Source organism: Pseudomonas sp. R15(2017) (assembly GCF_002112685.1).
GTDB classification, from domain to species: domain Bacteria; phylum Pseudomonadota; class Gammaproteobacteria; order Pseudomonadales; family Pseudomonadaceae; genus Aquipseudomonas; species Aquipseudomonas glycinae.
On sequence record NZ_NEII01000012.1, the window covers coordinates 45,557 to 69,109 of the forward strand.

Here is a 23,553-nt window from a genome sequence, read left to right on the forward strand (position 1 = left end):
GGTTATTATCCGCCGGCGCTTCGGGTCACAAACCCGGCGCCAGAAGATTGCCGCGTGTCTACAGGCCCGGCAGTCGCAGCCGATCGGGACCACCCTGGCGCTGTCATCCCCGCGCAGGTTGTTCCTCGTCGTTGACCCTCAAATGGAAGTCGAGGTTTCAATTGGTCACGCGGTTTGCAATCGACGATGCAATGAACGGGGCGACTCCTGTCGCCAATGATCCGGCCCACTTTCCATCTGCCTGCGCCGACCGCGCTGCGGTGTTCTTCTCCAGCCTGTCTCCCCCCGAGTTTCTGCGTGTGCCCGCGTTCAACGTGAGTCTGCACGCGCGCGCCGCGCCATCCTCCTGAATTCGAAAGACCGTGCCGGCACCTGATGCCGGGGCCTGACTGGCAGGAAGCGTGCTGACACCTGCCTGATCACAAAAATAAAGTAGTCATGGACGGTAGCCTCCGATGTTCGACAACACTTCCTTGCGTGGGACGAATCCCGCGCAGCCCGACGTTTGCTCTTTGAAACCGTTCGATGCACACCTGTGCGTGCACGGTCTGTTTGAAGCGCAGGTGCTGCGCACCCCCGAGGCCATCGCTGCGCGCTGGCAGCAGGAGGCAATCAGTTACCGTGAACTGAACACCCTCGCCAATCGCTTGGCCCATCACCTGCGCAGCCTCGGGGTCGGGCCGGACGTGCGGGTCGGGCTGTGTCTGGAACGTTCGCTGGAGATGCTGGTCGGCGTACTCGCCGTGCTCAAGGCCGGTGGGGCCTATGTGCCGCTGGACCCGGCCTATCCGCAGGCGCGGCTGGCGCACATGCTGGCCGACAGCGCACCGCCGGTGGTGCTGACTCACGGCCAGGCAAGCAATGTTTTGCGGGCGGCGCTCGAACCGTCAGCGACTGCACCGACGGTGCTGGATCTGGCCGCCGCCCGTGATTGGGCTTCGCTCCCGGCAGACAACCTCGATCCTCACTCGATCGGCCTGACACCCCGTCACCTGGCTTACGTGATCTACACCTCCGGCTCCACCGGCACCCCGAAAGGCGTGATGGTCGAGCATCGCGGACTGGTCGCCGTGAGCGCCGACTGGGCCCGGCTCTATGGATTGGGCGAGCCGATCAACCACCTGCAAATGGCCGGTTTTTCCTTCGATGTGTTCAGCGCGGATCTGATCCGTGCGCTGGGTTTTGGCGGTACGCTGGTGCTGTGCCCACGGGACACCCTGATGGACCCGCCGGCCCTGTATCGTCTGATGCGCGAGGCGCAGATTGGCTTTGCCGACTTCGTGCCGGCGCTGCTCAATCCGCTGTTGGCGTGGGTCGAAGCGACCGGCCATGACCTGTCGTTCCTGCGCACCGTGGTCTGCGGCTCGGACATCTGGACCGCCCACAGCGCGCGGCAATTGCGCAGGCTGTGCGGTGATCGCGTGCAGATCGTCCAGGCCTACGGCGTGACCGAAGCGAGCATCGACAGTACCTGTTTCGAGTTCACCGAAAACAGCCAGATCGACGCGGTGCTGCCCATCGGCCGGGCACTGCCCAATACCCGGATTCACCTGCTCGACACTGACGGCGCACCGGTTGCCGAGGATGTCGCCGGCGAGCTTTACATCGGCGGCGTCGGCGTGGCGCGCGGTTATCTGAACCTGCCGCAACTGACCGCCGAGCGTTTCATCGACAACCCGTTCGTGACGGGCGAGCGTCTTTACCGAACAGGGGACCTGGCGCGCTATCGGGCCGACGGCCAACTGGAGTTCCTTGGCCGCAACGATTCCCAGGCCAAATTGCGCGGCCTGCGTCTGGAACTGGGGGAAATCGAAACCCGGCTGGCGGACATCCCGGGCGTGCGCGAAAGCGTGGTGTTGCTGCGCCAGGACAGTCCCGGTGAACCGCGATTGGTCGCCTACTACTGCGAAAAACCAGACTCAACGCTGAGCCCGCGCTTACTGCGCGAACAACTGCATATCAGCCTGCCGGACTACATGGTGCCGACCGCTTTCGTGCGTCTCGATGCACTGCCGCTGACCGCCAACGGCAAGGTCGATCGGCCAAATCTGCCGGCGCCGGACGTTGAGGCGTTCGATCAGCAGGACTATCAAGCCCCCAAAGGCTCGCTGGAAACCGCACTCGCCGCGATCTGGGCCGACGTACTCGGCGTCGAGCAGGTCGGGCGTCAGGATCAGTTCTTCGCCCTCGGCGGTCACTCGCTGCTGGTGATGCGGGTGCTGGCGCAGGTTCGCCACACGCTGGGGCTGGAAGTGGCGCCTTCGACGCTGTTTGCCGCGCCGGTTCTGGCGGAGTTTGCCGAACGGCTGCAAGCCAGTCAGGCGGCGGCTCGTCCGGCCATCACAGCCCTTGAACGCTCGGGCGCGCAAACGTTGTCGTCTGCTCAGCAGCGCCTGTGGTTTCTGGCACAAATGGAGGGTGGCAACGCTGCCTATCACATGCCGTTGAACCTGCGTTTGCGCGGTTCGCTGGACGTGCCGGCACTCGAACGCAGCTTCAACCAACTGGTGGCGCGCCATGCTGCGCTACGTACGACGTTCATTGCTGTTGAAGGGGAAGGGCGCCAACTGGTTTCGCCGCCTGCGCACAGTGTCCGGCTGACGGTGACCGACGTGCAGGGGCACGATGCGCAAGAGCGCCTGACCCGCTTGATCGACGAGGAAGGCGCACGACCGTTCGACCTGAGCCGGGGCCCGCTGATGCGGGTCAGCCTGCTGCGGCTGGCGGTGGATGACCATGTGTTGCTGCTGACCCAGCACCACATCATCTCCGATGGCTGGTCGATGGGCGTGCTCACCCGCGAGCTGGGGCAGCTGTACGCAGCGGCGTTGCAGGATCGCGACGATCCGCTGCCGCCCTTGCCGGTGCAGTACGTGGATTACGCGGTGTGGCAAAAGCAATGGCTGTCCGGCGACGTGCTGGAGCAGCAAAGCCGTTACTGGCGTGAAACCCTCACGGGCGCGCCGGTATTGCTGGAGTTGCCGACCGATCACAAGCGTCCGCCCGTGCAGGATTACCTCGGTGGCTTTGTTCCATTGGTCTTCGACGAAGCGTTGACCGCGCGATTGAAAGCCCTGGGCATGCAGCAAGGCACCACGCTGTTCATGACTCTGCTGGCCGGGTTTTCATTGCTGTTGTCGCGTCTGTCCGGGCAAAGCGACGTAGTGATCGGCGTGCCATCGGCCAACCGTCCGCAACAGGAACTGGAAGGGCTGATCGGTTTCTTCGTCAATACGTTGGCTCTGCGGATGACCCGATCAGGTGCGCCGTCGGTGGCGCAATGGCTGCAACAGGCGCGGCGAGTGGCGCTGGACGCTCAGGAGCATCAAGACCTGCCGTTCGAGCAAGTGGTGGAATTGCTCAACCCGCCGCGCAGCCTGGCCCACAGTCCGCTGTTCCAGGTGCTGTTTGCCTGGGAGCAGGATCAGGATTCCGACCTGCTGCTGACCGGGCTCGACGTTACGCCGGTCGAGAGCAGCCATCACGTGGCCAAGTTCGATCTGCAACTGGCGCTCAGTGAGCGCGACGGGCAGATCGTCGGTGGTCTGGAATATGCCTCGGGCCTGTTCGAGCGCGGCACTGTCGAGCAGTTCGGCGAGTACCTGCGTCGGGTGCTGACGCAGATGGTCGAGGACAGCCAGCAGTCGCTGGCGAGGATCAAGCTGCTGAGCGCCGAGCAACATCAGCAGATCGTTCATGACTGGAACCGCACCGCGCGGGATACCGCGTCGTTGCCCGGTTGCGTGGCGCGCTTCGAAACCCTTGCCCGGCAAACGCCCGATGCCGTGGCGTTGCTCGCTTACCGTGAGCAACTGAGTTATGGCGAACTGAATCGTGCCGCCAACCGCCTCGCGCATTACCTGATCGAACAAGGCGTCGGCCCCGAGCATCGCGTCGGCCTGTGCCTGGAACGCTCGCCACAAATGGTCATCGGCCTGCTGGCGATCCTCAAGGCTGGCGCTGCGTACGTGCCGTTTGACCCGGCTTACCCGAGCGAACGTCTGGCATTCATGTTCAGCGATGCGGCGCCGACCATGCTGCTGACCCAGTCGAGCCTGATGGCCGGGCTGCCGGCCAACGGGGCGAAAATCTGCTGCCTGGACACTGACGCATCGCATTGGGCACAGCACCCGGCGGATGATCCGCACGTCACGGTGAGCCCGGAACACCTCGGCTACGTGCTCTACACCTCCGGCTCCACCGGACGCCCGAAAGGCGTGGCCCACAGCCGTCGCGCGCTGGACAACCTGATTGCCTGGCAACTCGATCAAGCCGCAGCACCGCAGCGTGTGCTGCAATTCGCCTCGCTGAACTTCGACGTTTCGTTCCAGGAAATCTGCAGCACCCTCTGCCAGGGCGGCAGCCTGTTGCTGATGACTGAAGACAGCCGCAAGGACCTCGCCGCACTGCGCCCGACCCTGGTGGCCGAAAGCGTGCAGCGGGCGTTCCTGCCGTTCGCCGTGTTGCAGCAACTCGCCGGTCTGACCGAAGCCGATGCGCCGATGCCGGCCGGTGGTTGCGAGATCATCACCGCCGGTGAAGCCCTGCAAATCAATGACGAGCTGCGTGGCTTTGTCCGTGGGCTCGGCGGTGCGCAGTTGCATAACCAGTACGGGCCGACCGAAACCCATGTGGTCAGCCAGTTCAGCCTCGACTGCAACGACGCCGAGTCCTGGCCGGACGCGCCGCCCATTGGCCGTCCCATCGCCAATGCGCGGCTGTACGTGCTGGACGAGCATCTGAATCCGGTGCCGGTCGGCGTGGCGGGTGAGTTGTACATCGCCGGCGCCTGCCTGGCCCGTGGCTATCTGAACCGTCCGGACCTGACCGCCGAACGCTTCCTGCCGGACCCGTTCAGCGCCGAGCCGGGCGCGCGGATGTACCGCAGCGGCGACCTCGCGAAATTCCAGGCCGACGGCAACGTGCAATACCTGGGGCGCATCGACCAGCAGGTGAAACTGCGCGGCTTCCGCATCGAACTCGGTGAGATCGACAGTCTGTTGCATCAGCAACCCGGTGTGCAGGAAGCCGCCGTGTTGCTGCGTGAGGACGTGGCTGGCGACAAACGTCTTGTGGCTTACGTGGTCGGCACCGCGACCAGCGAATCCCTGCGCGCCGAACTGCAACGCCAGTTGCCCGAACACATGATCCCGAGTGCCTGGGTCCGGCTCTCGCATTTGCCGCTGACCCGCAACGGCAAGCTCGACCGTCAGGCGCTGCCGGCACCGGAACGCAGCGCCGGGGCGACTTACGAAGCGCCGCGCAACGACACCGAACGGCAAATGGCCGAGATCTGGGCCGAAGTGCTCAAGTGCGAACGGGTCGGCATCCACGACAACTTCTTCGACCTCGGCGGCCACTCGCTGCTGGCGACGCGGATGATCTACGCGATCAACCAGCGCATGGGCGCGCAACTGTCCCTGAGCAGTCTGTTCCAGACCCCGGTGTTGCTGGATCTGGCGGCGCAGGTGTCGCGTCAAGAGCAAAGCGTTGAACCGGCATTCATCCAGATCGAGCCGGATCGCGCTAATCGACATGAACCGTTTCCTCTGACCGATATCCAGCAAGCGTACTGGTTCGGTCGCGAGGCCACGGTCAGCCTCGGCGGCGTCAGTGCCCACGGCTACGAAGAACTGCGCATTCCCGAATTCGACGCCGAACGTTTCGAGCTGGCCTTGAATCGCATGATCCAGCGCCACGACATGCTGCGCGTGGTGTTCCTCAGCGACGGCACGCAACAGGTGCTGGCGCAGGTGCCGACCTATCGCATGCCCCGCAGCGACCTGCGCGGGTTGCCCGCCGATGTCGCGCAACGCACGCTGGAAGCGACCCGCGAACGCCAGTCCCATCAGGTGCTGGACGCCAGTCGCTGGCCGCTGTTCGAGTTCAGCCTGTCGCTACTCGATGACGGCATCACCCATTTGCACATCAGCCTCGACGCGCTGATCGTCGACGCCGCGAGCACGCAGATTCTTGCTCGCGAACTGATGGCGTTCTACCTCGATCCCGCGCTTGAGCTGGCGGAACCGGGCCTGACCTTCCGCGACTATGTGCTGGCCGAACAGCAGCTGCGCAATGGCCGCCGCTACGAGCAGGCGCTGGGCTACTGGCGTGAGCGGGTGACCACGCTGGCCCCGGCGCCAGACCTGCCGCTGGTACGCCAACCCGAAAGCATTGCCAACCCGCACTTCACCCGCCGCGACCGCGACATGTCGGCCGCGCAGTGGGCGCAGCTCAAAGCCGTGGCCAAGCAGTTTGCGGTGACGCCGTCGGTGATGCTGCTGACCGCGTTCAGCGAAGTGCTGGCGCTGTGGAGCCGCACCCCGCGTTTCACCCTGAGCCTGCCGCTGTTCAACCGCATGCCGCTACACCCGGATGTCGACGAGATCATCGGCGACTTCACCTCACTGGTACTGCTGGAAGTCGGCATCGACGGAACACAAACCTTCACCGACAAGGCCCGCGCGGTGCAGGCGCAACTGTGGCGCGACATCGACCATTCGGTGGTCAGCGGTGTGCGAGTGCTGCGCGAATTGTCCCAGGCCCGGGGCGTGCAGCAGACCGCGATGCCGATCGTGTTCAACAGCACGCTGTCGGAAGCGGCGCCGGAGCTGGCCGAATTCAACCTCGCCGACGCGTTGAACGCCAAACACATGCACAGCATCACCCAGACCCCGCAAGTGTGGCTCGACCACACGTTGCTGGAGCTGGAAGGACGCCTGTTGTTCAACTGGGACAGCATCGACGAACTGTTCCCGCAAGGCATGATCGAGCAGATGTTCGTCGCCTATAACTCCCTGCTCGACAGCCTCTGCGAGCCGGCAGCCTGGGGCGCAAACACGCCGCAGATGCTGCCGCAGGCACGCTTGCCGGCACCGGTCGACCATCAGCAAACGCTGCCATTGATGCACGAACTGTTCGAACGTCAGGCCCTCGCCACACCGGATGCATTGGCGGTGATCGGTGCGCGACAGCTGACGTACGCTCAATTGCGCAACGAGGCCCGGCAACTCGGTGCCCGATTGCAAGCGCAGGGTGTGCTGCCGAACCGCTTGGTGGCGGTGGTGATGGAGCGCGGTTGGGAGCAAGTGGTCGCAACGCTGGCGATTCTGTATGCCGGCGGCGCTTACCTGCCGATCGAACCGACCCAGCCGGCGGAACGGCTGCGGCATATTCTGGAACGGGCGGAGGCGAGTCTGGCCCTGACCCAACCGACGCTGCTCGACAAAATCGAATGGCCGGCGCAGGTCACGGCCATCGCGGTCACCGATGAAGTCTCGAACGATGAACTGCCACTGCAACCGGTGCAGGTGGACGAAAGCGACCTGGCTTACGTGATCTACACCTCCGGCTCTACCGGCCAGCCGAAAGGCGTGGTGATCGACCATCGCGGTGCGGTCAACACCTTGCTCGACATCAACCGGCGCTTTGCTGTCGGCCCGACCGACCGCGTATTGGCGATCTCGTCGCTGAGCTTCGACCTGTCGGTTTACGACTTCTTCGGCACGTTGGCCGTGGGCGCGGCAGTGGTCATCCTCGACCCGCAACTGACCCTCGATCCTGCGCACTGGCTGGCGTTGATCGAACGTCATCGGGTCAGCCTGTGGAACTCGGTGCCGGCGCTGCTCGGCATGCTGGTCGAGTACGTGGAGGGTGAGGGCGGTGCGCTACCTGCCAGCCTGCGGGTGGCGATGCTGTCCGGCGACTGGATTCCCCTGACGTTGCCCGAGCGGGCCTGGGCCTTGCAGCCGGATTTGCAACTGATCAGCCTGGGCGGTGCCACCGAAGCGTCGATCTGGTCGATCTGCTACCCGGTGCAACAGGTCGACCCGGCCTGGCGCAGCATTCCCTACGGCAAGGCCCTCGATCATCAGCGCTTCTACGTGCTGGATGAAGCGCTGCAAGTGCGCCCGACCTGGGTCGCGGGGCAGCTTTACATCGGCGGCATCGGTCTGGCGAAAGGTTACTGGCGCGATGAACAACTCAGCGCGGGCAGTTTCTTCGATCATCCACTGACCGGCGAACGGCTGTATCGCACCGGCGACCTGGGCCGTTTGCTGCCCGACGGCAACATCGAATTCCTCGGTCGCGAAGACAATCAGGTCAAAGTCCAGGGCTATCGCATCGAACTGGGCGAGATCGAAGCTGCGCTCAATCGCCATCCCGGCGTGCAGAGCGCGGTGGTGCGGATTCTTGGCAGCACGCTGGGCGAGAAGCGTCTGGCGGGTTACGTGCTCAAGGCCGATCCGGCGTTGCAGGCCAGCGATTTCAGCGCGTACCTGAGCGACAAGCTGCCGGCCTACATGATTCCGCCGTCGTTCACCTTTGTTGAAGCCTGGCCGTTGTCGTCCAACGGCAAGGTCGACAAGAAACGTCTGCCGGAGCCTGAGCAAGTCGAAGAGCAAGGGCCGGCGCTGGAAGTCGACGGCCCTCAGGAACATCGGCTGGTGGAAATCGTGCAGGATGTGCTCAAGCGCGAATCCATCGCCGCCAATGCCAATCTGCTGAACCTCGGCGCAACGTCGATCGATATCGTCCGGATCAGCAACGCGTTGTCCGGCGCCTTGCAGTTCCGCCCACACGTGGCACAACTGCTGGCCCAGCCGACGTTGCTGCACCTGCTCGGCATGTACCGCCAGAATCGGGCGCGTCAGGAATTGCTCGGCAACGTGCAGCAGGCTCCGGAGCCCGTGCAGGACATCATCGAGGATCCCCAGCAGCGGGCGCAGTTCAAAGCCGAACAGCGTGGGCGCCGTGACTTCGCTCAAGCCCTGCCGGCAGTGGCATTGGATCTGCCGCAAGACCCGGCCTTCGCCCGGCGTTTGAGCGATTACCGCTCGGTGCGTCAATACGATCGGCAACCGATCGCCACCCAGGCCTTTGCCCATGTATTGGCGGCACTGGCCCAGGGGCAACTCGACGGCGAGGTGAAATACCAGTTCCCGTCGGCGGGTGGCCTTTACCCGATTCAGGCGTACCTCTACGTCAAGCCGGATCGCGTGCTCGGCGTGCCCGGCGGCGCGTATTACTACGATCCCCGCCAGCATCGCTTGCTGGCGCTCCAGAGCGGAGCGCTCGACCCGGACACCTACGACTATTTCGTCAACCGACCGGTGTACGAGAACGCCGCGTTCTCGCTGTTCTTCATCGCCGACATGGCCGCGATTCGCCCGCTGTACGGCGAGCGCAGCCGCGACTTCTGCCACATCGAAAGCGGCGCCATGGCCCAGTTGCTGAGCATGACCGCCGTCGAGCACGGCCTGGGCCTGTGCGGTATCGGCTCGGTCGAGGAACAGCAACTGACGACGCTGTTCGATCTGGGGCCAAGCCATGAATTGATCTACTCGATGATCGGCGGGCTGCGCACGGCCGATGAACAACACCGCGCGCCGGTCGAGGCGTTTGCCATCGAGCCTGTGACCGCCAGCCTGGACGACGAAGACATGGAGGAGTTCGAAGTATGAATGCCGATCAATTGCTGGCGTTGTTCGCTCGCCATGGCGTGGTGCTCGAGGTGGACGGTGACAGGCTGCGCTGCAAGGCGCCGCGCGGGTTTCTCACCGAAGAACTGACCCAGGCGCTCAAGCGTCACAAACAGGAACTGATTGCCTTGCTCGGCGGGCACGATGACGCGGTGATTCCGCGCCGTGCTGGCGCGCACACGTCCTGGCCGCTGTCGTTCTCGCAGCGGCAACTGTGGTTTCTCGATCAACTGGAACCCGGCAACCCGTTTTACAACGTGCCCACGGCGGTGACGCTCAAAGGGCAGTTGGACGTCGCGCAGCTGGAGCGGGCGCTGAACCAACTGGTGGCCCGCCACGAAGTCCTGCGCACGACGTTTGGCAGCGTGGACGGTGAACCGCGTCAGGTGGTGCATCCATCGATGCCGTTGTCGTTGTCGGTGACGGATCTGCGCCAGTTGCCTGCCGACGAGCGTGAGCAGCAAGTGCGTTTCGCCGTCGAACAGGACGCACGTGCGCCATTCGATCTGGCCACCGGCCCATTGTTGCGGGCATCGTTACTGCGCGTGGCCGACGATGAATACCTGTGGTTGTACAGCGTGCATCACATCATCGCCGACGGCTGGTCGATGGGCTTGATCCTGCATGAGGTCGCCACGCTGTACGGCGATTATCTGCGTGGCGAAACCCCGACGCTTGCGCTGCTGCCGGTGCAATACGCCGACTACGCCTGCTGGCAAAAGCAGCGCATCGGCGGTGCGGCGCTGGACGCTCAGCTCGATTACTGGCGCCGTAACCTGGACGACGCGCCGCTGTTATCGACGTTGCCCGCCGACCGGCCACGACCGCTGGTGCAGCGTTATGTCGGCGCCACGTTCAGTTCCTCCGTCGATGGCGGCACCTTGCGCGAACTCACGGCGCTGGCCCGGCAGACCCAGGGCACGCTGTTCAACGTACTGCTCGGTGCTTTGGCGGTGCTGCTGTGGCGCCACAGCGGTCAGCAGGATCTGTGCATCGGCACGCCGTTCGCCAACCGCAATCGCCCGGAAGTCGAGCCGCTGATCGGCCATTTCGTCAATACGTTGGTGCTGCGCCAGCGCCTGAATCCGCAGCAAACCTTCGCCGAGCTGCTGCGCGACGTGCGGGGTCAGATGCTCGACGTCCACGCCCATCAGGACGTGCCATTCGACCGCGTGGTCGAGGCCGTCAACCCGCAGCGCGATCCCGGTCATTCGCCGTTGTTCCAGGTGATGCTGGTGCTGCAGAACACACCGGGCAACGCGGTGCAGATGCCCGGCCTGGAACTGGCGCCGTACGGCACCAGCAGTGCCACGGCCAAGTTCGATCTGGCATTCGAATGGGTCGAGCGGGCAGGGCGGCTGGACCTGCTGGTGGAATACAACACCGACCTCTACGACGTTGCGACCATCCAACGCCTGAGCGGGCACTACCGACATCTGCTCGAACAGATCGCCGCCGACGCCAAGCAACCGATCAATGCCTTGCCGTTGATGAACGAGGCTGAGCGTCAGCAGGTGCTGGTCGACTTCAACCGCGCCGCGCCACTGACGCAAGCGACGCCCTGCGTGCATCAACTGGTCGAAGCGCAGGCTGCGAGCAACCCTCGGGCCTGCGCGGTGGTGTTCGAGGGCGAATCCCTGAGCTACGCCGAACTCAATGCCCAGGCCAACCGACTGGCGCGGCATTTGCGCATCTTGGGCGTCGGTTCGGACGTGCGCGTGGCGGTGTGTATCGAGCGTTCGCTGGAGTTGCCGGTGGCGCTGCTGGCGGTGCTCAAGGCCGGCGGCGCCTACGTGCCGCTGGACCCGGACTATCCGCTGGGACGCCTGAGTCATATGCTCGGCGACAGCACGCCGGCGGTGCTGCTGACCCTTGGCTCGGCGCACGCAATCTTGCGTCAGGCCGTGCAGGGTTCGAACTGGGAAGCGCCGATCCTCGACCTTGAACAAGATGCGGCGAGCTGGGCGTCGTTGCCGGCGGACAATCTCGATCCGCGCAATGTCGGCGTTACCCCTGACCATCTCGCCTATGTCATCTACACCTCCGGCACCACCGGCTTGCCCAAGGGCGCGATGGTCGCCCACCGTGGCTTGAGCAATCTGCTGTTGTGGTGTTTGCAGGTCTGCGGCGAGGCGGGGGCGATGTTGCACAAGATCCCGTTCGGTTTCGATGCCTCGGCGTGGGAGACCTTCTGGCCGCTGGCAACCGGCGGGCGGCTGGTGATCGCACGGCCCGGCGGCCATTACGAACCGGCGTACCTGGCACGCGAGGTGCGCGAGCAGCAGGTCACGGCGCTGGTGTTCGTGCCGGCGATGTTGCAGCTGTTTCTGGAGGTCGACGAGGTCAGCCAGTGTGTGTCGCTGACCGATGTGTTCAGCGGCGGCGGTGAACTGCCGCCGGCTCTGGCCCGGCGCTTCCAGGAGCGTCTGCCCCATGCGCGGCTGCACAACGTTTACGGCCCGACCGAAACCACGGTGATCAACAGCATCTGGACCCTGGAGCCCGGCGCCGAGGTGCCGGCCCGGCAACTGCCGATCGGCCGGCCGATTGCCAACAACCGTTTTTACGTGCTCGATGATCGCGACCAGCCGGTGCCGGTGGGCGTGACCGGGCATCTGCACATTGGCGGCGTCGGTGTGGCCCGTGGTTATCTGGGGCTGGCGCAACTGAGTGCCGAGCGCTTTATCGACAATCCGTTCGTGGCAGGTGATCGGCTCTATCGCAGTGGCGATCTGGCGCGCTACCGCCCGGACGGTCAGCTGGAATTTCTCGGTCGCAACGATTTTCAGGTCAAGCTGCGCGGCGTGCGTCTGGAGCTGGGTGAAATCGAAGCCCGGCTCGAAGCATTTCCCGGCATCCGCAGCGCCGTGGTGCTGATGGTCGGCGAAGCGGCGCAGGATCAACGATTGGTGGCCTGTTGCGTGCTGGCCGAACCCGTGGACGAAGCAGCGGTGCACGCCCATCTGGCGACGACACTGCCCAGAGCGGTAATCCCCGGCAGCTATCTGTGGCTAGACGCGCTGCCGCTGACTGCCAACGGCAAGGTCGATCGCACTGCGCTGACGGCATTGGCGGATGAGGAATTGGTCAATCGTCAGGTCAACCTGAGCAGCCCGCGCGATCACATCGAACTGGCGCTGTACCAGATCTGGAAAAGCCTGTTGCTGGCGCCGCAGATCGGCATTCGCGACAACTTCTTCAATGTCGGCGGCACTTCGATTGCTGCGATCAAAATGGCCCATGAAATCAGCCAGCAGTTTGCAATCGAAGTGCCGGTGCGCGTGGTGCTCAGCTACCCGACCATCGAAGCGCTGGGCGGCTGGCTGCGGGTTGGGGCGAATCCGGCGCTGGCCCAGAGCAACCTGATCGAATTCCGTCGCGGCAGCGGCCAGCACAACGTGGTGTGCATTCACCCGGCGGGCGGTACGGCGTTCTGTTATCTGTCGCTGGCCAAGGTGCTGCCGGATGAAGCCGGCGTGTACGGGGTGCAATCGCCGGGACTGAATCCGGGGGAGAGCACCGAGCCGACGGTCGAAGCGATGGCCGAGGCCTACTTGCGCCAGATCGAACCGCTGACGCAGCAACCGCTGATCCTCACCGGGCTGTCGTTCGGTGGTCTGGTGGCCTATGAAATGGCGCGGCGATTGACGGCGGCCGGGCATCGTCAGGTGACGGTGGTGCTGCTCGACACCCAGGGCAGCGACGATCCGGGTTTCCGCGAGCAGATCGGCACCGTGGACATGGCCGAGTTCCGCGACAAGCTGGTGCGCTTCAATGGCATGTACCCCGGCATCGAAGACGCCCAGGTCGAACGCTACTTCAACATCTACAACCACAACCGGCTGGCCATGGCCGCCTATGAGTGCGCGCCGCGCGCCGGTCGCGTGGTGCTGATTCAGGCCCGGGAAGATTTCAGCCGCCATCAGTTGCATGAACTGCGTTGCTTCTGGCGGCGCCGCGCGGGTAGCGGCTATCTGGCGAAACTGGTCAGCGGCGGGCACTGGGACATGCTCGAAAGCGCGGAAATCCATCGGGTCTCGCAAATCATCCGTCAGGAGCTGCAACGCTTCGACGCGCAGGAGGCGAAATGATGAGTGCGTCCAAAGACATGCCGTTGCTCGCACGTTTTGCCGAGCAAGTGGCGCGTAATCCTCAAGCCCCGGCGGTGATCGATCAATCGCTCACGCTGACGTACGCGCAACTGGCCAGCGCCAGCGAACGCATCGCCCGAGGGTTGCTGGCGCGTGGCGTCGAGCCCGGTCAGTCGCTGGCGTTGTGCATGCCGCGCTGCTGGCAGTGGCTGGCAGCGATTATCGGCGCCTTGAAGGTCGGCGCGGTGGTGGTGCCGCTGGATCGGGCCAGCCCGCGCCAACGTCGGGAATTGATGCTGGCGGATGCGGCGTGTGTCGGCCTGATTACCCTGGATGAAGAAGCGCTGTGGTCGCCTTCACTGTGGCAAATTAGTGTCGAGGCTTTGCTCGATCAGCCGGACGCTCCAGCGCAAACGCTGGCCGAAGATTTTGCCGAGGTGATGTTCCTGTTCTACACCTCGGGCACCACCGGCACGCCGAAAGCGGTCGAGGTGGGCGAGCGCGGCTTGCTGCGGCTGGCGCACACCAACGGCTATATCGAGATTCGCCCGACGGACCGGTTTGCCTGCCTGTCCAACCCGGCGTTCGATGCGTGCAGTTTCGAGCTATGGGCGCCGCTGCTCAACGGCGGTTGCTGCGTGATGATCGCCGACGACGACGTGCTGGATGCGCGGCGTCTGGCCGAGGTGCTGGAGCGGACGCAGGTCGACAACCTGTTCATGACGGTATCGCTGTTCAACACTTTGATTGCCGAGTGGCCGTCGTGCTTTTCCAGCGTCCGTCAGGTGCTGATCGGCGGTGAGCAGATCAGCGCTGCCGCCGTGCGCGGCTGGTATCGGGCCAATCCTGAGAGCCGCTGCCGGATCTTCAACGTCTACGGCCCCACCGAGTGCACCACGTTTGCCCTGTGTTGGCCGATCAGCCGCGACTTTGCCGCTGACTCGGCGCCCATTGGCCGGCCGTTGCCGGACACTGGCGTGTTGGTGCTGGATGAGCAGCAGCGTCCGGTGCCGGCGGGCGAGGTCGGCGAGCTGTATTTGAGTGGCAGCGGTGTCGCCCGTGGCTATCGCAACCGGCCTGAAGAAACCGCCCGCCAGTTCGTCCGTTTGCTCGACCTCGACGGTGGCGCGCAGGTGCATTACCGCACCGGCGATCTGGTGCGGCGCAATGCCGAAGGCTTGATCGAGTACCTGGGGCGCGTCGACCGGCAGGTGAAAATTCGTGGTTTCCGGATCGAGCCGGGGGAGGTGGAGCAACGGATGCTGGAGTATCCGGGCGTGGCGCAGGTGTACGTCTGCACCCGGCGTCAGGCGGCTGAAGATCATCAGTTGCTGGCGTTCATCGTGCCGCGCGGGGATCTGGACTATCACGCCTTCGAAAACCATCTGCGGGCACAACTGGCGCCGTATATGCGGCCGCATCAGTTGTTTCTGCTGGAGCGCTTGCCGCTGACGGCGAATGGCAAGATCGACCGTGACGGCTTGCTGGCCCAAGGGTTGAGTCCGTGGCACCCAGTCCTGGCAGCTACGGATAACGAAAGCGTTTCACCGGCGCTGGACTGGTTGCTGAGCCAGGCCCGTTCGCTGCTCGGTCAACCGGCCCTGAGCGGGCAGGATGACTGGCTGGGCAGTGGCGGCGATTCGCTCAAGGCCATGCGCCTGCGTTCGGCGATCCGTGTCCGCTGGCAGCGCGAGATCGCGATCGATACGTTGCTCAACGAGTCGTTCTTGTCGTTGGCCGCACAACTGACCGGTGAAACGAACCGCGAGTCGATCTACCCACCTGCGCCTCCGATCAGCAGCGCCAAACGCCTGCCGGCCACCGCCGAACAGCGACGGCTGTGGCTGTTGCAGCAACGCTCGCCGACCTCGACCGCCTACAGCGTGCCGTTGATTCTGCATCTGGCGGCAGGTGTCGAAGTTGCGGCACTGGCCGAGGCTTTGGGGCGTCTGGTGCAGCGTCATCCGGGATTGCGCACTGCATTCGCGGCGGGTGCCGACGGACTCGATCAAGTAATCACCGAGCAGGGTCCGACCTGTCGCACCTTCGCGGTCGGGCATTTCACCGAGAACAACTGGCAGGCCTTCGCCGAGCTGGTGTTCGCCGCGCCGTTCGACCTGACCACGCCGAACCTGTTTCAGGCCTGGCTGTTGCCGTTCGCCGATGGCAGCTGCCGACTGTTGCTGAATCTGCATCACATCATCGTCGATGGCTGGTCGGTGAACCTGCTGTTCGAGGACCTGACGCAGCTTTACACCGATGTCCTGCAAGGCCACGACAGCCCGCAACCAGCCGCCCGATTGACGACGCTGGAGTTTGGCCAGTGGCAGCGCCAGTGGAGCGTCGATCCGCATTATCGCGACCAGCGCCGCGCCCTGGCCGAGCTGCATCGCCGTCAGGAAGAACCGTCGCCTGCATTGACGCCAATGCGCGAAATCAGCCCGGACGCCCGGTTGCACCGCGAGCCCTTGGGCACAGTGCGCAGCGCCGCCCTCGAACGCTTTTGCACCCAACAACGGCTGACCCGTTTCGAAGTGCTGTTCAGTGTCTTCGCCTGGAGCCTGTACGCCCTGACCGGGTGCGAGCGGCCACGGATCGCCAGCCCGGTGTCCAACCGGCCGCTGGCGGAGTTCGAAGACAACGTCGGCATGTTTGCCAACACCGTGCTGATCCCCACCGTCGTTGAAAACGCATGGCCCCTGAGCGAGCAATTGCGCAAGCAGACCACCACGGTGCGCGAGGTGCTGGCGTTGCAGGACGTGGCGCTGGCGGATCTGGTGGAAGACCTGCGGCTGTCGTCGAGCCCGTCGCTGTTCGATTTCATGTTTGTGCTGGAAAACACCGATTACGCGGCGCTGACCGATTCCAGCCTGCGCGCCACGCTGGAATTCAACGAGCAGTTGCACGCCAAGTGCCCGCTGACGTTGTTGATGGTGGGCAGCGGTTCGCAGCTGGAATGCTGGTGGGAATATCAGTGCAGCTATTTCGATGCCGAACAGATGCGGGCGGTGAACGCGTTGTTCCGCCGTGGTCTGGATTTGTTGCTGGAAACTCCGGCGGCCAATCTCAACGATTTGCTCGGTCCGTATCGAAGCAGCCTGCCACCGGCCAGCGAAGGTCCGCAGATTGCGCTGCCGTTCAACACACTGTCGGACGGGTTCGAGCATCAAGTGCATTGCACGCCGGAGGCGGTCGCGCTGGTTCAAGGCCAGCAGCGCCTCACCTACAGCGAGCTGAATGCGCTGGCCGATGTTCTGGCGGCAAACCTGATCGAGCGCCATCCGTTGCCGGCCGGGAACGCGCCGTTGCATGTCGTGCTGTTTCTCGATGCCTCGGTGGAGCACATCGTCGCCTTGCTGGCGCTGGCCAAACTCAACCTGACGGCCGTGCCGCTGGACCCTGCTTACCCGGTGGCGATCCAGCGTCAGGTGCTGGAGCAGGCGCAGCCGCTTTGTGTGCTGTTCAGCGACGCGACCAAGGCTGCACTGGATGACCTGAACGCCGGACGATTCGCCACCCATCGGGTTGATCTGCGCGCCGATGCCGGAACGTTCGAGCGTCCTCGCCACGCTGGCGAACGGCCGTTGTACACGCTGTTCACTTCCGGATCGACCGGCACGCCCAAAGGTGTGCAAGTGTCGGAACGCACCCTGTGCAACCTGCTGCAATGGCAGCGCACCGAAGGGCAGTTGCCGGCGAAAGCGGTGACCCTGCAGTTCTCGATGCTGTCGTTCGACGTGTCGTTCCAGGAGATTTTCAGCACCCTGTGCGGCGGCGGTTGTTATCACCTGATCACGCCGCGCTGGCGTCAGGATGCCGAGGCGTTGCTGGATTACATGGTCGAGGCGCGGATCGAGCGGTTGTTCCTGCCGTACGTGGCCTTGCAGCATCTGGCGCAAACCGCCGTGACCAGGGGCATTTACCCTTCGGCGTTGCGCGAGGTGATCACGGCCGGCGAGCAACTGCTCTGCACCGAGGCGCTGCGCAACTGGTTCGGCGGCATGCCGCACGCCTCGTTGTTCAACCACTATGGCCCGACTGAAACCCACGTGGTCAGCGCCTTGCGCCTGCCGCCCGTGGCACGGGACTGGCCGCTACGCGCGCCGATCGGCCATGCCGTGGGCAATGCGCGGTTGCTGCTGGTCGATGAGCACGACCGCCCGGTGCCGATCGGCAGCCGTGGCTATTTGCTGGTGGCCGGGCCGATGGTTGCTCGCTGCTATCTGGCAGACCCTGAAATGAATACCGCGCGGTTTGTCGAGCTGGCGGACGGCTGTTTGTACTACCGCACCGGCGATCTGGCGTGGGCCGATGCCCAAGGCTGCCTGCATTACCTGGGACGTGACGATCAGCAGATCAAACTCAGCGGCCATCGGCTGGAGCTGGGGCAGATCGAGGCGGCGCTGATGCAGGTGCCGGAAGTGGTCAACGCGGTGGTGGCGGTGCAGGCCGATCCACCACGGCTGATCGCCTGGCTGCAGCTTGAGGGTGAGCCTGCGACTTCCGGTGAACTGGATCGTCAGGTGGCGCGGCTAATGCCGGCCCATGTGCGAATCGATGAATACCGACGGATCGACCGCTGGCCACGCACCCCCAGCGGCAAGATCGATCGCAAGGCCTTGCCGGATTTGGGCGAGGCTTTGGAGCGGCGCAGCACGCCAGCAACGGCTGTTCAATTGACCGCACTGGAACGGCAACTGAGTGAGTTGTTCCAGGCTGTAATCGGCCGTGACATCGAGCCGGAACAGACCTTCTTCGAGGCCGGCGCCACCAGCCTTGGCCTCATGCGTTTGCATGGCCGTTACGCCGAAGAACTGCCGTACAAGGTGACGATGGCCGATCTGTTCGAACACGTCACGGTGCGGCGTCTGGCGGCGCATCTGTCGACGGCGCCGGTCGCAGCGGTGCAGCAGACACGGCAAACCGACGCAGGTCACCAGCCGATGGCGATCATCGGCATGTCGGTCAATGTGGCCGGGGCGCAGAACCTGTCCGAGTTCTGGGCGATGGTGCAAGGCAATGGGCTGGGCATCGAGCACTTTGCCGCCGCAGAGGGCCTGGTCGGCGCCCGCAGCCAACTGGCGGGCCTGCTTGATTTCGATCCCGAGTACTTCGGCATCAGCCGCCAGGAAGCGCGCCTGATGGACCCGCAACAGCGGCATCTGCTGATGGCCTGCGTGCAGGCCCTGCAACACGCGGCCATCGTTCCGTCGGCGGACGGCCCGCGCATCGGTCTGATCGCCAGTTGCGGCGAAACCACGTACTTCCAGCAAATGTTGCGTGAAACCGCCGACGACGATCTGCCGGACGGCTTCCAACTGGCGCTGCACCACGACAAGGATTTTCTGGCGACCAAAGCCGCGTATCACCTGGACCTCAACGGCCCGGCCCTGAGCGTGCAGGCCGCTTGCGGCAGTTCGCTGATCGCCGTGCACCTGGCCAGTTCGATGCTGCGTCAGGGCGACAGCGACGTGATGCTCGCGGCCGGGGTGCTGATCGACCCGACCCTGACCGAGGGCTACCGGCACCGCTCGCAGCACATTTTTTCCGCCGATGGTTTGTGTCGTCCGTTCAGCGACGATGCCAGCGGCACCCTTGGCGCCAGCGGCTACGGGGTGGTGGTGCTCAAACCGCTGGCCAAGGCGCGGGCCGATGGCGACCGGATCTATGCGTTGGTCGAAGGTTCGGCGTTGAACAACGATGGCCGGGCCAAGATGAGTTACACCGCGCCGTCGGTGGCGGGGCAGAGCGCGGTTATCAGTGATGCCTTGAACCGGGCCGGATTGACCGGTGCCGACATCGGCTACATCGAGGCCCACGGCACCGGCACCTTGCTGGGCGATCCGATCGAAGTCGCGGCGTTGACCAAGGCTTTTGGCGATGCGCCGGCCGGCAGTTGCGCGCTGGCCTCGGTGAAAAGCCAGATCGGTCATCTGGGCGCGGCGGCGGGGGTAGTCGGGCTGATTCGCGCCAGTCTCGCGGTGTTCCATGGCGTGCTGCCGCCGAACCTCGGTTTTGGCCGGATCAACCCGCAGATCGATCTGCAGCATTCGCCGTTCTATGTGCCGACCACGTCCCGGCCATGGCCGCAAGGACGGCGGCGACTGGCCGGTGTCAGCAGTTTCGGGATTGGCGGGACCAATGCGCATGTCATCGTCGGCGCTGCGCCCGCGGCGCAGGAGGGGGGCGAGGAAACGCTGCCACTGCTGATGATCTCGGCCCATAGCCGGGCGGAGTTGCTGCGCGATATCGCGGCGATTCGCGAATACCTGCATGCGAACCCGGAACAGCAGACTGCGTTGCTGCGGCACTTGCAGTCAGGTCGCCGGCAACTGCGCTGGCGCTTCGCGATGGTGTGCCGGCCGGGTGACGACATTCCATTGCAGCCGCCAGCGATCAAGGAAGTCACGGTCTCAAGCGCGCAGGTGATCGCCCGTGATCAATCGCCGCAGGAACTGCTGGACGCCTGGTACGAAGGCGCGAATATCCAATGGCCGCAGCGCTCGGCGCCGCCGCCGTGGGATTTGCCGCCGTCATCGTTCGATCTTCAGACCTATCGTTTCCAGACGCCTGTGGCTGCTGAACCTGAAGCGCCAGCCCTTGCGCGACAACCGCTGGCGGACTGGTTTCACCAACGACAATGGGTGCGCACCCGGCGCCTGAGCACGACAGCGACGGCGCAATCCCGTGAGGTGCTGATTCTGTGCAGCCATGAAACGCCGGAATCGACGTTGCTGGCGAGCCTGCACACTGTCTATCAACGCGTGATTCAAGTGCGCGCGGGCAATGGCTTCAAGCGCTTGAGCACGGACCGTTTCGAACTTGATCCGCTGGACACTGAAGCCCTGAACCGTTTGCTCGCCGAAGTCGCAGAACCCGACCTTGGCGAACTCGACTGGTTGCATGCCTTGCCGCTGGCGGTGTCGGGCGAGGTAAACGAGCAATCGCTGGATCTGGCGCAGTGGGCCTGCCTGGATACGGTCAGTGCATTGATGCAGGCCTGGGGGCAGACCCCGCGCACGACACGGCTGCGGTTGTGGTTGATGTCGTGGCAGGCGTGTCCGGTGGATGGCGAGGTGCGACGGCCCGAGCTGGCGGCGCTGGCCGGCATCACCGAAGTGGTGCCGCAGGAATACCCGGTACGTTGTCACTGGCTGGATTTGCCGTCGTCACGCCTCGAAGCGCAGGCCGGCGAGTTGGCAGCGTTGCTTGCCGATCCGGCCTCACTGCCTCGGCGAATGGCGGCGCGCGACGGATACCTGTGGCAGCCACGCTTGCTGCCTCAGCCATTGACCGGCCCGGCGACGCCATCAGGGCTTCTGCCGGAAGACGGTACGTTCCTGGTGCTGGGCGGCAGCGGCGGCATCGGCCGGACCCTGTGTGAACACCTGCTACAGGCACCCGCGCGCCGTGTGCTGCTGATCTCGCGCCAAGGGCAATTGCCTGAGTCACTGGCGGCGTACGCGTCGCGGATCGACTGCATCAAAGCGGACATCGCCGACCTGCCGCGCTGGCCGCAGATCCTCGATCAACTGGCCGTGCGTTACGGTCGCCTTAGCGGCGTGATTCATGCGGCGGGCGTCGGTGCAGGCAGTCTGATTCGCCACCGTGATCCTCGGCAAATGGCCGAGGCCATGGCCGCCAAGACTCGCGGCATGCTGGCGGTCGAGGCCTTGATCGAGCACCTGACACCGGGTTTTGTCCTGTATTGCTCGTCAATGTCGGCAATGTTCGGCGGCGCGGGGCATGTGGATTACGCGGCGGCCAGCGGGGTACTCGATGGCTTCACCCACTATTGCCCGAACCCGGCCGACACCTGCCTGCGCCTGGGAATCAACTGGGACATCTGGCGCGACATCGGCATGGCCACCACCAGCAACGGCGGTGACGCCGCGCACCTGGAGCATCTGACGGTCGGACTGTCAGCCGAAGAGGGTTGCCGGGTGTTCGATCTGGCGATGGCGACGCAGTTGCCGCAGCTGTTGATTTCCACCACCGGCATCGACACGGCGCGGCGGTTTTATCCGGTTCGCCATGGTGCCGTGGCCGCAACGGTAGAGGCGCCGAAGGGCGTGGATCTGTCGGCGCGCTTGCGTGAGTGCCTGTGCAAGTGGCTCGGTGTGGCCGAGCTGGAAGATGACGACTCGCTGTACGACCTGGGCGCGGATTCGCTGACACTGCTCGATCTGATCGACGAACTGCAAGCGGCCACCGGTGAGGTGTTTCAGCTGTCGCAATTCAGCCACAAGGTCAGCCTGAGCGAAGTGCTGGGGCTGGTCTCGACCGCCACGGTTGAAGAGGCTCCCGGCGTAACACTGCAGGGCTGGCACGACGCAGTGCGGATCGATCAATGGCATGCCGGAGCCGGGCGTGACTGGCTGTACCTGATCCACCCGGTGGGTGGCGATGTTCAGGCCTATCGGGAACTGGTCTCGGCGCTGCCGGCGGAACTGGGCGTGTGCGTGATCGGCGATCCGGCGCTGCGCTTGCCGCAGTTGCCGAACGTCAGCGTGGAAGAACGTGCACGCTGGTATCTGGAGGCGATCAAGGAGCATCTTCCGCACGGCAGCACTTGGCGCCTTGCAGGGTGGTCCTTCGGAGCATGGGTGGCGCAAGCACTGTGTCATCAGGCCCAGGCTGAGGGCTTCAGGCAACCGTTGTTGTACCTGATCGACCCGCCCGCGCCGAATGCCGGTGCGGAACTGGCCGGCATTGATGAGCAGACCATCGAGCAGGTGTTCCAGCGCGAGTTTGCCCAGCGCTGGCCGGCGGTCGAAGGGCAGGGCATGGCCGAAGAACGCCAGGCGTATCTGCAACGGCTGACGGTGTGCTGCCGCAACAACATGGCCAGCATGATCGACTTCCAGCCGCCAGCATTGGCGACCACAGTGGTGCGGCTGTTCAGCGCCGGGCACGCCAATCCTTACGGGCTGGGCAATGCCTGGAATCCGGATGACCTGCAACGCAACTGGCAGGCCTTGCTGCCGCAGTTGCGCAGCTGGCAAACCCTGGACACCGATCACTACGGCATCGTGGCGGGCCGCTGGGCGCGGTTGCTGGCCGAAGTCATCGGTACGGATGAGCCATCGCCATGAGTGAACCGATCTTGATGCCGCTATGGCTGCTGAATTTAGTGCAAGTGCTGTGCGAAACCGGACAGGCCGACGACCTGCGCAAGCGGATAGACAATGACGAGGGTCCCGTGCCGCTGCGGCTGTTTCATCTCTGGCAGGCCGACGTGGTCCTGCCGATGCTCGGCGAAGCCTTGCCGGAGCATCAGCAGGCGCTGCTCGCGTTGCAAAGCCTGCATCAGCGGGCGGCGCTCGGTGTGATCGGGCGTCAGGGCGAGTGGCGGGCCAGGCTCAAACCGGTGTTGCTGGCGCTGTATCGCAAGGCCTACGCCTACGACGCGGCGTACGCCAAGGCCCACGCCAGTGCGCTGACTTACGGCCTGGCACCGGCCAACAGCGCCATGATTGCCGAGCACTTTGGCGACGCCGAGGCGTTCGCCGAGTATTACGCGCAATTGAATACCGAAGCCGCCGCCACGGCGTTTGCCCAGGCTCATGCCAGCGCCAACGCCGAAGTGTCGGCCCGGGCTTTCGCGGACGACGATGCAGACACCTGCGCGCAGGTCTGCGCGGCGTCCGTGCGGGTTTACGCCGGGGCCTGCGCTTCAAGCGACGAACAGCGGCATGCCGTATTCAACCATCTCGCCGCCGGGCTCGACCGGAGTCTGGCCACGCTGCAATCCCGTTCAACAGGAGAACGACATGAATGACGCACAACTGCAATTCGATGTGGTGATCAACGCCCAGGGCCAGTATTCCCTGTGGCCGGCGGGCAAGCCGATGGCCAGCGGCTGGAGCGAGGCGGGGATGCGCGGTGAGCGCCAGGTCTGCCTGGATTACATCAACGAGCACTGGATCGACATGCGCCCGCGTTCGCTGCGCGAGCAGTCGTCGGTGTCGTTCCAATAA

The 23,553-nt window shown here is 64.5% G+C and carries 5 protein-coding genes; all 5 read left to right on the forward strand.

All coding sequences use genetic code 11. The features are described 5' to 3' along the window. Positions 1-455: 455 nt before the first annotated feature. Genes CAF77_RS22895 through CAF77_RS22915 form a run of 5 tightly spaced genes read left to right on the forward strand, consistent with a single transcriptional unit; the run spans position 456 to position 23,553 of the window. A complete protein-coding gene (locus tag CAF77_RS22895) occupies positions 456-9,464 on the forward strand; it encodes a non-ribosomal peptide synthetase (protein ID WP_085655407.1) in 9,009 nt (3,002 codons plus the stop codon). Continuing rightward, positions 9,461-13,573: a non-ribosomal peptide synthetase gene (locus tag CAF77_RS22900; RefSeq protein WP_085655406.1), complete on the forward strand. Its 4,113-nt coding sequence runs from the start codon at positions 9,461-9,463 to the stop codon at positions 13,571-13,573. Before CAF77_RS22895 ends, CAF77_RS22900 begins: the two co-directional genes overlap by 4 nt. Continuing rightward, entirely contained in the window at positions 13,570-22,668 is a 9,099-nt protein-coding gene (locus CAF77_RS22905) for a hybrid non-ribosomal peptide synthetase/type I polyketide synthase (protein WP_085655405.1), read from the forward strand. The genes CAF77_RS22900 and CAF77_RS22905 overlap by 4 nt, the downstream gene beginning before the upstream one ends. After that, positions 22,665-23,354, forward strand: a complete 690-nt coding sequence (locus CAF77_RS22910) for a hypothetical protein (protein ID WP_223290686.1) — start codon at positions 22,665-22,667, stop codon at positions 23,352-23,354. The genes CAF77_RS22905 and CAF77_RS22910 overlap by 4 nt, the downstream gene beginning before the upstream one ends. Further along, positions 23,347-23,553 carry an MbtH family NRPS accessory protein gene (locus CAF77_RS22915; protein WP_011333696.1) on the forward strand — a complete coding sequence of 69 codons (207 nt, stop codon included), beginning with the start codon at positions 23,347-23,349 and terminating at the stop codon, positions 23,551-23,553. The genes CAF77_RS22910 and CAF77_RS22915 overlap by 8 nt, the downstream gene beginning before the upstream one ends.